Source organism: Winogradskya humida, from assembly GCF_016862215.1.
Taxonomy (GTDB): Bacteria; Actinomycetota; Actinomycetes; order Mycobacteriales; family Micromonosporaceae; genus Actinoplanes; species Actinoplanes humidus.
The window spans coordinates 60,772-74,715 of sequence record NZ_BOMN01000126.1; the positions used below are offsets into that span (position 1 = coordinate 60,772).

Annotated in this window: 10 protein-coding genes; 2 read left to right on the top strand and 8 right to left on the bottom strand. The window is 70.3% G+C overall.

Annotated elements, in window-relative coordinates; translation table 11 throughout:
* Positions 1 to 182: 182 nt before the first annotated feature.
* The 5 genes from Ahu01nite_RS43670 to Ahu01nite_RS43690 all read right to left on the bottom strand — a co-directional run bounded on the left by Ahu01nite_RS43670 (position 183) and on the right by Ahu01nite_RS43690 (position 9,072).
* Positions 183 to 2,642 (bottom strand): hypothetical protein, encoded by a 2,460-nt coding sequence (locus tag Ahu01nite_RS43670; protein ID WP_203842668.1) that lies wholly within the window; start codon positions 2,640 to 2,642, stop codon positions 183 to 185.
* The gene (locus Ahu01nite_RS43675) at positions 2,639 to 5,203 is read right to left on the bottom strand and encodes a hypothetical protein (RefSeq protein ID WP_203842669.1); all 2,565 of its coding nucleotides are present in this window, start codon (positions 5,201 to 5,203) and stop codon (positions 2,639 to 2,641) included. Before Ahu01nite_RS43675 ends, Ahu01nite_RS43670 begins: the two co-directional genes overlap by 4 nt.
* Positions 5,204 to 5,331: 128 nt before the next feature.
* The gene (locus Ahu01nite_RS43680; protein ID WP_203842670.1) at positions 5,332 to 6,612 is read right to left on the bottom strand and encodes an SWIM zinc finger family protein; all 1,281 of its coding nucleotides are present in this window, start codon (positions 6,610 to 6,612) and stop codon (positions 5,332 to 5,334) included.
* An 11-nt stretch (positions 6,613 to 6,623) separates the two neighbouring features.
* Positions 6,624 to 8,540 (bottom strand): acetoacetate--CoA ligase, encoded by a 1,917-nt coding sequence (locus Ahu01nite_RS43685; RefSeq protein ID WP_203842671.1) that lies wholly within the window; start codon positions 8,538 to 8,540, stop codon positions 6,624 to 6,626.
* Positions 8,541 to 8,556: 16 nt separating this feature from the next.
* Complete coding sequence (locus Ahu01nite_RS43690) at positions 8,557 to 9,072, bottom strand: acyl-CoA thioesterase (protein WP_203842672.1); 516 nt, start codon at positions 9,070 to 9,072, stop codon at positions 8,557 to 8,559.
* A gap of 52 nt (positions 9,073 to 9,124) precedes the next feature.
* Here Ahu01nite_RS43690 and Ahu01nite_RS43695 point away from each other — a divergent pair, with 52 nt between their 5' ends.
* Positions 9,125 to 9,721, top strand: a complete 597-nt coding sequence (locus Ahu01nite_RS43695) for a hypothetical protein (RefSeq protein WP_203842673.1) — start codon at positions 9,125 to 9,127, stop codon at positions 9,719 to 9,721.
* Positions 9,722 to 9,725: 4 nt separating this feature from the next.
* On the opposite strand, the gene Ahu01nite_RS43700 is transcribed toward Ahu01nite_RS43695, so the two are convergent.
* Positions 9,726 to 10,469, bottom strand: a complete 744-nt coding sequence (locus Ahu01nite_RS43700; RefSeq protein WP_203842674.1) for a glucose 1-dehydrogenase — start codon at positions 10,467 to 10,469, stop codon at positions 9,726 to 9,728.
* Positions 10,470 to 10,592: 123 nt separating this feature from the next.
* On the opposite strand from Ahu01nite_RS43700, the gene Ahu01nite_RS43705 reads away from it, so the two are divergent.
* Positions 10,593 to 11,441 (top strand): LysR family transcriptional regulator, encoded by an 849-nt coding sequence (locus Ahu01nite_RS43705; protein WP_203842675.1) that lies wholly within the window; start codon positions 10,593 to 10,595, stop codon positions 11,439 to 11,441.
* On the opposite strand, the gene Ahu01nite_RS43710 is transcribed toward Ahu01nite_RS43705, so the two are convergent.
* Together Ahu01nite_RS43710 and Ahu01nite_RS43715 are read right to left on the bottom strand one after the other, a co-directional pair.
* Positions 11,430 to 12,122, bottom strand: a complete 693-nt coding sequence (locus tag Ahu01nite_RS43710) for a hypothetical protein (protein WP_203842676.1) — start codon at positions 12,120 to 12,122, stop codon at positions 11,430 to 11,432. The two genes, Ahu01nite_RS43705 and Ahu01nite_RS43710, sit on opposite strands and share 12 nt — an antisense overlap.
* A gap of 69 nt (positions 12,123 to 12,191) precedes the next feature.
* On the bottom strand, positions 12,192 to 13,883 hold the full coding sequence (locus Ahu01nite_RS43715; RefSeq protein ID WP_203842677.1) for a 5'-methylthioadenosine/S-adenosylhomocysteine nucleosidase family protein: 1,692 nt from the start codon (positions 13,881 to 13,883) through the stop codon (positions 12,192 to 12,194).
* Between the last annotated feature and the right edge of the window lie 61 nt (positions 13,884 to 13,944).

A 13,944-nucleotide genomic window follows, 5' to 3' on the forward strand; every position in this document is an offset into this window, starting at 1 on the left:
CTCCGGACCGCCCCGCCACCCGTCAACGTGATGATGTCGGCGCCGAATTTCGGTTATCCCATTAGCTGTCGGCCGCCTCCATAGGCGGGGTCAATGTCAGTCACCCCCCCCGTGGCCCCGCTGAACGCCAAGCTTCAGCGAGCCGCCGCGCTTCCACCCGTGCCCCCGCTGAACGCCAAGCTTCAGCGAGCCGCCGCGCTTCCACCCGTGCCCCCCGCTGAACGCAAAGCTTCAGCGAGCCGCCGCGCTTCCACCACGACGCGGCTGGACCCGGGCCAGGCAGCCACCGCGTCCAACCCGTCGACCGGCAGCCGAACCCCCGTCGCCACCGCCGTCTCCGTCGCGAGGGCAAGCAGCTCGGGCGTGCCCCGCGGCACCTTCGGCGCGACTCCCGACGGCCGAGGCAGGGTAATTCTGGGCGGTGGTGTCTCGGGCGGAGCGCCACGCAGCAGGTGGGGAAGCGCCGCCGCCAGCAGGCGCCAGACCGAGAGCGGTGCACCGGCGGACGCGGCGTCGCGAAGGACCTCGACGATGCGGGTCGGCTTGAGCGGGCCTGACGTCGACAGGACGCCGATCAGCTCGCCGATGCCCTCCGGGTTGAGCGTTCCGGTGGCAGCCATCGTCAGGAAGGCGTCCAGCGCGGCGATCCGATCGGCCGGCCGCCGGGCGCTCACCGCGTATGCCAATCCCAGGTCGAGCGCCACTCCCCCGTCCCCGTCGCAGTCGGCCAGCAGAGGCAGGATGGCGGTGCTGCCATCGTCGATGTCCCGATCCGCAGCAGCGGCCAGGAGTGGCAGCGCCGCCGCGGCTACAACGCCACGATGGTGCGGCATCGCCAGTGCCCAGTGCCGCGACCAGTCCTCCTCGGCACGCGTCGAGTAGTACTCGCCGACGGTCACGTCGAGCAGCTCCACCAGCTCGAAGCCGAGGCCGGCGGGCGGTGCCGTCTCGACCAGAAGACGCCGGGGCCACAGGCCGAAGGACTCCCGTACGTCCGCGTCGTCGAGCTTCCGGCTGAACTCGACCGACACCGTGTACTGGCCCGGCTGCGGCAGCCCGCCCGAGCGGAGCCGCGCAGCAAGCGCCTTCCCAGCGCTGCTCCCCAGTGCCTCCGCCTGGGCTGCCAACCCGTTGTCGGGGGCCAGTGGCAGCCGGAGCAGCGCCTGCGTCAGGTCCACGGGCCACGGTTCGCGGTCTCCGAGCGAGGCGATGCGTTCGAGTAACACCGAACCGTCCAGCGAACCCGTCATCGAGGTCGGCGTGCAGAGCAGACTCGGAGTGCTGCCGAGCCGGGCGGTGGCCTCCTCGAGACGACGACGCACCAGGACCGCGGGTGCGGCCCGTGCCGGATCCGGCTCGTTCTCACTGGACCAGTCCTGCGGCTCCCGTTCGCGTTCCAGCCCCGCCGCGGCCCGGAGCAGGTCACCCATCGATTCGCAGAGGCAGTGCGGCTCGTTGCGATGTCTCCGGAAGACCCACCCGCGCGCATCCCGCAGGAGGGGTCGCAGTGCGCCCGCCAGCCGTCCGTCATCCACCGCGGCGAGCCGGACGAGGCCGTCGAGCACCCGCTCCACCGGCCCGTCGGGAATCCTGCGCCGCAGAAGGAGCGCGACTTCCTCGACCAGGGTGTCAACGTCGGTTATGGGAGGAGGCGCGGGTTGCGGCAACGCAAGCGCAGGCAGGTCATCACCCCGAGGCGACGAGAACACCACCGGGGCAGCCGGTCCGGCGACGCCGAGCCAGGCGAGCTGCGCCTTCACCAACGCCTTCTCGGGGCGCGCGAGCACCACCCGCGACGCCTCCAGCAAGGCATCCCGATCAGGCAGGTCGACCGTACGCAGAACCCGCTGCGCCATGGTCGCGACGCTCACCGGTCCGTCGGTCAGCAGCCGCAGATAGTCCCCGGGTCGTGCGACGACTTCGGCGGCGGTCGGCGCAAGTGTCTCGTGCAGCATGATGAACGCCCGCAACGCCTTCGGCCGGTCCCCTCGCAGCAGCCGGTCGAGCGTCGCACCGATCAGGTCAGCACGATCGAGCACACCTTCCCTGCTCAACTGGGCGACAGCATCGGCGAACCCGTTCTCCCGGCCGGTACACAGGTCGGGGAAGTGTAGTCGCAGACCGACGGTGTCGACCTCGAACAGCCTCGGCAGCAGGGCCCGAAGGAACGGGTCGTCTCGTAACCGATCGGCGAGGGGCCGGTCGAGGTCGCGCATCCCCAGGTCGGTCGCCCAGCCCTCGACGAAGCGATCCCCCGTGGGCGGTGGGGCTCCTTCCGCGCGGATGAGCCCGGCGACGAACCGCCAGTCCGGATCGGGGACGGTGGCCAGTCTGTTGGCGAGTTCAACAAGCCAGGGAACGCCGAGCGCACGGGCCACTTCGAGCACCGGCGCGACGGCCTCTTCCGGAAGGCCCACCGAGGGGCGGCCGAGGATCTGCGCGGCCGTCGCGGCGGTGGGCTGGCATCCGACGACAGCGACGCTCAGTGCGGCGCCCCGGGTGCCGTCCCACCAGACCTCACGGTCGCGTGTCATCGCCGTGAAGGCCGTGCGGGCCTCGCGGCGGCCCAGCTCGTCGGGGCTGCGGACGGCTGTGACCACTGAGGCCACGTCGCCCGCCTCGATCGCGGTCCGGAGACTCATGCGTTCGCCCCGGCCAGTCGGCGGGCCTCGGTCACGAGACGGCCGGAACCGGGACGGGCGGCGGCCGCGGCGAGGCCGTCGACCTCCAGGCTTACGCCGGTGGTTGTGGCCGTCTCGGTCGCCAGGGTGAGCAGGTCGGGAGTGCCGCGGGGTGGTTTGGGGGCCTTGAGCATCGGGGGCAGGGCCGCGGCCAGCACACGCCAGACCGATAGTGGCGCTCCGGCCGCGGCGGCGTCGCGGAGGGGTTCGAGGAAGCGGCTCGGTTTCAGGGCGTCGCGGACGGCCAGGCGGCCGAGGCTGGAGCCGATGGCGGTCGGGTCGAGGGTGCCGGCCGCGGCGAGGGAGAGGAACGCGTCGAGTGCCGCGACGCGGTCCTGGGGGTGGCGAGCGGCTAGGCCGTACGCGACAGCCGTCGGCAGCGCGGCCCCGCCGTCCCCGGCGCACTCGGCCAGGAGCGGCAGGATCGCGGCGCCGTCCCGGATGTCGCTGTCCGCCGCCGAGGCCACCTGCGGGAGGGCCGCCGCGGCGATCAGGCCACGATGGTGGGGCAGCAACGCCGGCCAGTAGCTCGTCCAGCTCCGGTGGTAGCTGGTCTCCGTGGTCCCGACGATGCCCGTGAGCAGGACCTCACTGTCGGGGTCGGTGCCGGGCGGCGCGGTTGTGCGGGTCAGCAGCCGCCAAGGTGGCAGCCTCTCCCAGGCTTCGTCCTGCCAGAAGCGACCGGTCTTGTTCGGGCGGCGCTCGACGAGCACCTCCTCCTGCAGCGGCTGTGGCAGGCCGCCGGCGCGCAGCCGGGCCGCGAGCGCGTCGCCCGCCGGTGTGCCGAGGGCCGCCGCGCGGGTGGCGAGCTGTTCGTCGACGCCCGGCTCGATCCGCAGGAACGCCTGGAACAGGTCCCACCGCCACGGCGCCCGGTCACCGAGCGCTGCGATGCGTTCGTAGAGGGCGGTCGCGTCGATCGCGCCGGTCGACGAGGTCGGGGCGGCAAGAAGCCCGTGATAGCCGACCGGGCCGCCGCCTGCGGGCAGGGTCAGGCCGGCTCTGTCGAGAGGCCGGGATCCGCCATAGCTGAGCAGGGCAGGAATCTCTGCGAGCCGTAACGCAAGGAGCCGGTGCAGGGGCGGAACGCTGCCACGGCCCTGCAACGGATGCTCATGGGCGCGGAGGATTTCCCCGAGCTTGCCGAGCCAGGTGGCGCGGGCACCGGCGGACGGAGCGGCCACGGCCCACAGGGCTCCCCCGATCGCCGGACACAGACACAGCGCGTCCCAACCGTCCCGCCCGAAGTTGCCGGTCTCCACCATCGGCCGCAGCACGCCCGCGAAAGACGACGACTGAACCTCGCCCGCGAAAACCGACGGCCGCGCCGCGCTCGGGAGGGATGTCGTGGCTGACAAGCGGACGATGCCGTCGAGGACTCGTTCGAGCGGGCCGGCGCTGAGATCGCGGAGCAGCAGCGCCACCTCCTCTCGTAGCTCGGCCACATCGGAGATGGGTGGTGGGGCGTCCGCCGGCCGGATGGGCGCGGGCAGGTCGTCACCGCGCGCCGTCACCACCGCGACCGCCGGCCCGGGGCCGGCACCGATGAGGGCGCGGGCACGGTCGCGGATCTCGGGAGCGGGATGATCCGCGGCGATGGCGATCACCTCGGCGACCTCCGGTGATCGGGGGAGCTTGCCCAGCCAGGTGAGTTGCTTCTTCACCAGGGTCTTCTCGGGACGGGTCAGCACCACCCGGGACGCGTCGAGCAGCGAAGACACCTCGACATCGGCGCCGGGCAACGCCTTCTGCGCCATAGCCGCGACGTTTCCCGGAGCGTCGGTGAGCAGGCGCAGATATTCACCGGTGCGAGCAGTGGTTTCCTCCCGGGTCGGGGCCAGGAGGTCGTGCAGGACCACGAACGCGCGCATCGCCCCCGGCCGGTCACCCCGGACCAGGCGATCGAGAGTGCTGTCCAGGACGGTTGCCCGGTCGAGCGTGCCGTCCGCGCAGAGGTGCGCGAGGGCGTCGAGGAAGACGTGCTTGATGCCGGAGCGGCGCGACTCGAAGAGCAGGCGGGTGCCGAGACCGTCGAGCTCGAAGATCCTGGGCAGCAGGACCGGCAGGAACGGGTCGGTGCGTAGCCGGTCGATTAGCGGAACGCTGCGCTGCCGGGGGATGTGCGGGAAGTCGAGCTCCCACAGCCAGCCCTGGACGAAGGCCTCGCTCGTGGGTGGCGCGGCGTTCTCGGCGTGGAGCAGGCCCGCGACGAAATCCCAGCGTTCCGCCGAGTCGCCGAGGCGGTGGGCCAGGTCGGCGAGCCAGGGGATGCCGCGCGCACGTGCGACGGTGACCACCGGGCCGACCGCTGCGGCGTCGAGTGCGATGTCTCGGCGGCGCAGGATCTGGGCGGTCTTCGCGGCAGTGGGCAGCAACCCGACCGCCGCCAGGACGGCCAGCGGCGCCTCGCCCGTAGTCCACCAGCCGTCGAACTGCTCACGGGTCAGCGTCGGCGACGCCCTGAGCACCGCCTCGACCACCGCATCGGTCTGCCCACCGTCGATCAACTTGAGGAAATTCACGACCGAAGGCCCAGCAGCCCGAGGACGGTTCGAGGACGGAGGCCGAGCAGCCTGGGCACGGGTCACGGCCGGAGACCCAGCAGCCCGAGCACCCGTCATGGCCGAAAGCCCAGAAGCCTGAGGATGGGTCACGGGCGGAGCTCCAGTTGGACGGCGAGGACGTGTTTGCAGGGGCCGCGTTGGCCGCGGTGCTTGGCGTACCAGGGGCAGGAGCAGGAGGACTCGGCGACGCGGACGCGGTGGTCGCCGACCGTGGCTGCGCGGCCGTCCTCGTCGAGCTTGACCAGGCCGGACGAGACGAGCGTGCGGGCACCGATCAGGCGGGGATTGTCGCGCTCGGCCCGGGTGGCGTCGCAGGGCATGACGCGGTGGAAATACGCACCCTCGTGGACGTCGTAGCCGACCCGCCCGGCCGTGCCGAGCTGGGCCAGCGCGCCCAGCACCCGCTCGGCGGTGAGCCCGGCGGAAGCGGCGAGACAGGCGACGTCGATCGCCGGGTCCCAGGAGAGCAGGGCCGAGATCAGCTCGGCGTCGTCGACGACCTCGTCTCCCGACAGCGCGGTGAGCGCGGCGCCCTCGCCCGAGAACCCGCGGTAGGGCTCGGGGCTCAGCGTCAGCGACAGCCGCAGCACTCCCGTGTCCAGCTCCCAGGTGCTCGGCAGCGGTCCTGAGCCGGCGGTGACCGGCGGCCCGTACACCTTGAGGGAGCGGGCGAAGCGCAGCATCCCGCGCAGGGCGCTCAGCCGGGAGCCGTCGGGGACGCAGATCGCACCCGGGACCGGGCGGGAGGTCAGCCGCAGCCCGCGACCTGCCGGGATCGCCCAGAGCACGCCCTTGGGCAGGCGGCGCAGGAAATCGACGGGGGCCACGCCTCGCTGCTCGAAGCCGGCGGACAGCACCTGCACCTCGGCGAAGCCCCGCAGCCAGCGCGGCGGCAGCGGCACCTTCTTCTCGACGATCGTGGCGTCCATCGTGGACACGGTCAGGTCGTCGGGCCCGACCGACAGGCGCAGCGGGTCGAGCCCGGAGACGCGCGCCAGCGATGCCCGCAGCGGATCGTTGACGTCGACGTTGGTGGTGCCGTGTGCCACGATCTCGCCGTCCAGGCCGTCGGGCAGCGCGTCCAGCCGGGCATAGACCCCGCAGCAGCCGGAGAAGGACTCGAAGCGCAGCCGGTCGGAGCCCGCCGTGACCACCGGGTCGAGGCTCGCCGCGCGCACCGGCTGGAAATATCGCGTGCGGGCGACCTCGGCCACCGCGAGCAGCCCGGCCGCGGCCGCCTGCGGGGTGGTCAGGAAGCCCGTGAAGAAGCGCGGGTTGGCTGCCGGGCCACCGCTGGTCTGCAGCGCGAGGCCGGCCTCACCAAGCCCGGAAGACCCGAGATATCGGTACGCCTGAACGACTGTCACGTCCCGGGACTCTAGGAACCGGGTACGACACTTTCGAACGCGGCCAGCGACTCGGGGTTCGCCAGGGCACCCATCGCCGCAGCTCGGTCAGCGGGTGTGCCAGTCAGGATCCGCTTCACGGGCACCTCGAGCTTCTTGCCGGACAGCGTGCGCGGCACTGCTCGTACCCGATGGATCTCGTCCGGGACGTGCCTGGGTGAGAGCGCCGCACGCAGCTCCGTCCTGATCCGGCCGCGGACGTCGTCATCGAGGTCGAGGCCGTCGGCGAGCACCACGAAGAGCAGGAGCCGGTCGCTCTCGTCGAGATGGATGACGAGCGAGTCGGCGACCTCGGCGAGACCCTCGACGACGGAGTAGAACTCGGCGGTGCCCAGCCGTACGCCACCGCGGTTGAGGGTCGCGTCGGAGCGGCCGGTGATCACGCAGGTGCCGTCCTCGCCGATGGTGATCCAGTCGCCGTGCCGCCACACCCCGGGAAAGACATCGAAGTACGCCTCGAAATAGCGCCGGCCGTCGGAATCGTTCCAGAATCCGACCGGCATGCTCGGCATCGGCGCGGTGACGACCAATTCGCCGAGCCGGCCGATCAGCGGTTTGCCTTCCGGGTCGTAGGCCTCGACCTTCGCGCCGAGTGCCCGGCAGGAAATGACCCCCTCGATCACGGGCAGCAGGGGTGCGCCGCCGACAAATCCGGTGCAGACATCGGTGCCGCCGGACAACGACTGCAGTTGCGGATCGGGGCCGAGCGCCGCGTAGATCCAGCGGAAGCCCTCCGGCGGAAGTGGCGCGCCGGTCGACCCCACGCCGCGGATGACGTTCGGCGGTGGCTGAACCCCGGCTTTACGGCAGGCGAGAATGAACGGCGCGGACGTCCCGAAATAGGTGACTCCGGCGTCGGCGGCCAGCTGCCAGAGCGTACCCAGATCGGGGTGTCCGGGGTTGCCGTCGAAAAGGACGATCGCGGCGCCGACAGCCGGGCCGGAGACCAGGAAATTCCACATCATCCAGCCGGTCGTGGTGAACCACAGGAACCGGTCGCCGGGGCCGAGATCGTGGTGCAGGGCGAGCATTTTGAGATGCTCGAGCAGGATGCCGCCGTGGCCGTGCACGATCGGTTTCGGCAGCCCGGTGGTGCCCGAGGAGTAGAGCACGTAGAGCGGATGGGCGAACGGCACGGCCGCGAAGGTCAGCGGCTCCGGGCCGTCGAGCGAGGCCCAGTCCCCGTCGGTGCCGAGATAGGGGATCGTGACCAGCTTTTCGACGCTCGGCAGCGCGGCGCGAATGGCGGCGACCTCGTCCCGCCGGTCGATGTCCTTGGCGCCGTAGCGATATCCGTCGACCGCGACCAGCACCTTCGGCTCGATCTGCGACCAGCGGTCGATGACGCTGCGGGAACCGAACTCCGGCGCGCACGAGGAAAAGATCGCCCCGAGACTCGCGGTCGCGAGCAGCAGCACGAATGTCTCCGGAATGTTCGGCGTATACGCCGCGACCCGGTCACCCTCACCGACACCCAGACCGCGAAGCCCGGCTGCGACCCGGCGGACCTCATCGCGCAACTGCCGGGCCGTGAGCGTGACAGCTTCCCGAGTCTGTGAGTACGCGTGAACGACAGCATCGTCGTCACCCAGCCCCGGCATCCGCAACACGTTCTCGGCGTAATTCAGCGTCGCCCCCGGAAACCATTCGGCACCGGGCATCGAGGTGTCGCCGAGCGTGGCGGTCGGCTGCGCATGTGCGACCACCCCGAAGTGGTCCCAGATCGCCCGCCAGAATCCGGCGAGATCGGTGACGGACCACTCCCACAATCCGGCGTAGTCGTGCACGTCGACGCCGCGCTCGTCGCGTACCCAGGACAGGAATTTCCCCATCCGGGAGGTCTCGAGAACGTCGGCCGGTGGCGTCCACAACACTGTGCCCGTCGTCATACCGCCACCTTAACGGTCATTCAGCGGGGGCGGCCCGGGCATCCTGAATGGCGGTGCGGCGGGCGAGCCGGTGCTCACGCCGGATGATCGCCTCCCGGAACCGGCGCTCGTCGTCCGGCGACTCCGGCAGCACCGGGGGCACCGGGCGCGGCTGACCGGAAACGTCCACCCCGACAAAAACCAGGTAAGCGGTGGCCACGGTGAGCGGCTCCCCATCGGCAGTGTCCCACCGCTCCGCGGTCACCCGCACGCCGACCTCCATCGAGGTGCTGCCGGCCCAGTTCACCTGCGCGTACGCGTGAACGAGGTCGCCCACCCGCACCGGCTCGACAAAGACGATCTCATCGATCGCGGCGGTGACAGCAGTGCCGCCGCTGTGCCTCGCGGCCGCAGCCCCGGCGACGTCATCGACGAATTTCATCAGCACACCGCCGTGCACCGTGCCGTACAGGTTGACATCGATCGCGGTCATGATCCGGCTCAGGGTGACGCGCGAACGCGAGGTGGGCCGCCCCTGGGGCTGGTCGCTCATGCCCCTCACGGTAGCGATCCCCGAGTTGAACGCCCCGGCTACGGTTCCCGCCGTGAGGCATCTCCGATCAGTTCTGTACGCACTCGTGCTCGCCCCCGCCGCCTGGATCCTGTGCGGCGTCGGCTTCGACCACGATCTCACCGGCCGGGCGCTCGACAACGGCGGGCCGGAGTCGGTGGGCGGCCCGCTGCTGCTGTTGCTGGCCGGTGCGGCGTACGCGATCCTGCTGCTCGCGCCGATCTCCCCCGCCGGACCGCTGCTGGCCGGTCTGACGTTTCTCGGCGTCGGCTTCTGGGCCCGCAGCGCCCCCGACGCGTACGCAGGTCTGTGGCCGGCCGATATCGCCAAGGACGGCTTCAACCTGAGCACACCCGGTTACGGCCTGGTCATGCTGCTCGCCGTCCCCCTGATCTGCACGGCGCTGAGCTCCCGCCGCTGGGCAGCCTACGAACCGCCGCAGATCGTCTTCCTCGGCACCGTCGGCCGAGCCCGGGGCGCCGCCCGCCCCTACGGCCCACCCATCGCGTCAGAGCTCACAACGGCCCTGCCACCGATGTCGGTCGTCGACGCCGACAGGACCCAGGCCCTGCGCACCCAGGTCATCAACCCTGCGACGCCGCACGCGGCGGACGCCACCCAGCGGATCTGACGGATCAGATCTGGGATCCGCCGCCGTCCACCGCGAGCTCGGCGCCGGTGGTGAATGTCGCGTCGAACGCCAGGAAGAGAACCGCCCTGGCGACCTCGGCGGGTTCCCCGAACCGCAGCATCGGGTTCTGGGCGCGCATCTGCGCCTTCGTCTGCTCGGCGGCTTCCGCCGGCATCGCGCGGTCGAGGATCCCGGTGTCGACCGGGCCGGGGCTGACAGCGTTGACCCGGATCTGGCGCGGGAGCAGTTCGCGGGCGAGGCTGCGGGTCATCGAACGCAACGCCGCCTTCGTCGCCGAATAGGCGCTGATCATCGGAATGCCGAGGACATTGGCGACCGAGGTGGTCAGCACCACGCCGCTGCCCGGGGCGAGCAGTGGGGCGAGTTTCTGGATGGTGAAGTACGGGCCTTTCGTGTTGACCGTGAAGAGTTCGTCGTACACGTGCTCGGACATCTCCTCGAAGGGCGTGAAGCGGGTGATGCCGGCGTTGACGAACAACGCGTCGACCGTGCCGAACTCGGCCTTCACCCGGTCGGCGAGCGCGTCGATGTCGGGCAGCGAAGCCGCGTCGCTCCGCACCACGATCGCATTGTCGCCGAGGTGTTCGCGGGCCTCGTCGAGCGTTTCCCGGGTGCGGCCGGTGATCAGAACCCGGGCACCCTCATCGATCAGAAGTTTCGCCGTCGTGCGGCCGAATCCGCTGCTACCGCCGGTGATCACAACACTCTTGCCGTCGTACTTACCCATTTCCGGGTTCCTGTTCTTTCGCCGTCCGTTGCCGCTCTCGAGTCAAGACGACGCCAAAACCGCTGTCCAAGACCTGTTCTGCACCGCGCTATACCGAAACAACATGACGGGTACGCTTGCCACGTGCCCGAAATCGGCCCCGACCTCGATCTCCGGCTGGTGCGCTACTTCGCCGTCGTCGCGGAGCACCGCAACTTCAGCCGGGCGGCCACGGCGTTGCACCTCGCGCAGCCCTCACTCAGCAGGCAGATCCAGCGCCTCGAGGAGCGACTCGGTGTCCGCCTGATCGACCGCACCCCGCAGGGCAGCACCCTCACCGGCGCAGGCCAGGCGTTTCTGCCGAAGGCACACGCCCTGCTGGAGGCCGCCCGTGACGCGACGCTCACGGCGCGCGCCGCGGCACCCCCGCGAACGATCACCGTCGGGTATGTCGAGGACCTCGTCGTCACGCCTGTCGTGCGCGAGCTGCGGCGGCGTTTTCCGGGCGCTGACGTGCGTACCCGTCATCTGAGCTGGAACGGGACGCAGGCCCTGCCGGACGGCGGGGTTGATGCCCTTCTCGCCCGGCTGCCGCTGTCGATTCCGGCGGAGAAATTGCGTGTGACCGTTCTCTATGAGGAGCCGCGGGTTCTCGTCGTGCCCCTTTCGCACCCGCTCGCAGGCAAGGAATCCGTCACGCTCGACGACCTCGCCGACGAACTCGTCCCGTGCACGAGTGACGCGAGCGTGTGGGGCACCGACGACGGCCGCGTGGACGAAACGCACGGCTACGCGGACAAAATTGAACTGATCGCCGAGGGCCGCGCGGTGGCGGTGTTACCTATCGGCGATCGGCGCACCTCACTGCGCGACGATCTGGCCACCATTCCCATCGAGGGAATCGATCCCTGCCAGGTCGTGATCGCCACACGGGCAGGCGACACCAGTGCCCTGACCGACGCGATCCATTCGCTCGCCGGACTACTGTCCTAGGCTCCCGACGCCCTTCGCGATCACCAGAACCGAGATGAACAGCGCGGACGTGGACTCGATGCCCATCAGGATCTTCGCGCGGGTGGACAACGGCATCGTGTCGGTCGGGCTGAACGCCGACGAATTGGTCAGCGACATGTAGAGATAGTCGACCACGGTCGGCACCCAGTCGCTGGCCCTGCTCGACCTGATCCGCACCTCGACAATGGCGTCCGCGTCCTCGTCCTGCGGAAACCGGAAATCCGCCGGAGGCAGCTGAACGCGAGGCAGGTGCGTCCGCGCAACCGGCCCGCCACGGTCCAGTTCCCAGTACGCGATGCCGTACACGATGACGTTGGTGAGCCAGACCTGACCCGCGGCGATCAGCAGCTCCACGGCCTCGTCACTGCCGGTCGTGACCAACTGCCGCAGCAACAGCACCAGAGCCACCGCATTGGCGACAGCAATGAGACACACGAGCGTCAGCGCCACGATCCGCGACCAAGGCGTGTCCCGCGTCATCCGAGAGGGATTGACGCCGACAAGGGCCACGAGAAGCGCGACCTCAAGCCCCGGAATAACCAGCCGGGGCCCGATGACCAATTGCTCGGGCAACAGCGCATAAAGCGCAATGGCAACCACAACCACAAGCGCGGAGGGCAGCCGCGCTTCACCCCGCCGCGCCCTCGCCGTAGCCACCATCACCCCAGCATGCTGCCACCCCCCACAGTGATCAAACTCCCGCCACCCGACTCGCCGCCCGAACAGCAGTCAGGGCCTCGGCGCTCCCTGCCCGCGCACAAACGCCCGAGCCTCGATCAGGTCGAACACCACAGCAGCGGCGTTCGTCGCGGCGAGCACCTGTGCTGTGTCGATCTTGTCCTGACCCCAGTCGCAGATCCCCTTCACCACGATCCATTCGACCCCCGCCCGGACCGCCGCCGCGTAAACCGCCGCACCTTCCATCTCTCCGCCGAGAGCGTCGCGGTATCGGTCCCGCAAGGCTGCGCGCAATGGCGCAAAATCGACGAGCACATCCCAGGAAAGCAAAGTGCCCTGCCATATGCGTACGCCCAGAGGTGGCACCGCAACAGCGAACCGCTCGACCAACCGGTGGCCGGCGGTGATCGCATCGCCGCGATCGCGGGTCTCCTCGTCCCCCACCCGCAGATTGACCACCTGAAGCCGCCGCCCGACGATCACGTCACCCAGGCTCTGCTCCTGCTCACGCAGCCCGAAGCAGATGCCGAGCATGATCACGAAGCGTGGGCTCCAGAACTCGATCAGTTCCGGCAGGCTGTAGGCGACCGACACCGGGCCCGTCACGCCCGGACCGCACTGTGCCAGGAGGACCTCGACGTCGCCGATCACCCCGAGCCGGTAGACGGGGTGACCCCCCGAGAAGTCCCGGATCGGCTCGGCCCTGCTCCGCGCCAGCACCGCTTCCCGCTCGACCTCGGTTGCCACGACGAGGAGCACTCGGTCGCGGCCCAGAGCGTCATCCATCATGGTCAGATATTCCGCACGCAGCGCCGAACGATAGCGGCGGTAGTGGGCGATCGCGCCGGCGCCGACCAGGACCGTCAGCGGCAGGAACACGCCGATCATCACGCCCGTCGACCGCGACCAGAACGTCACGGGATGCACCCCGGGCGGGTCCTGCCAGGCAAGCCTGTACCAGATCCACTCCAGCGCCGTCGCGTAGGACATGGGAGTGCCGGAGGCAGAACGCTCCCATTGAACGACCGACGACGCCATCGACACCAGCATCACAGCGACCAGCAGCAGGTAGACGAAGAAGAACGCGCCGGTCTCCATGACGCGGTGCGCGCGCACGGGCCGGCGTCGAGGCAGGCGCACGCTCACCTCGGGCCTCTCGATGTTCCCGCGTAGTCCGTCGGCCCAGACCGCGACCCGGTCACGCATCTCGACCGTACTGATGGCCCGGGCCGGGCAGGCCAGAGCCACGTCGTCGCCCGCCAGCGCAACCAACCGCCGCTCGACCGAGTCCAGCAACGCCGCAGCGCCGTCCGCACCCACGTGATGACACAGCGCCATGGACCACTGCTCGAAGGGCAGCGTTTCGGCGGCCACCTCGAGGGGACGAGGAGCATCCCGCGCCAGCGATCGCAACCCGCGCCAGACCATCTGTGTCAGCGCGGTGATCTGATCGGCGGCGACGACCAGCGACCACTGCCGGTCGATCCACCGGAGCCCCCGCGCTGTCCTGCCGATCGCCCGATCCGCGGGTGCCCGCAGCACGACGAACGAATCCGGCCCGTGCCAGACCAGCCTGTCCTCGCGGGCGGCCCGGAAGATCTGCAGCCAGATCGGCGCCCTCGTCCGGAAGAAACCATGCGTGCGGGGCCGCGAGAAGGCGACGACGTCATCCGCCATCGCGGCGGCGTGCAAGGCCCGCGCCGCTTCCCAGCAAGCACCAGGCCCGAGCCGTCGCCCACCCACGGACCAACCATAGGCCGTTCTCATCCCACCCACGAAGTACACCGGGGTGGAGGGATCGGCT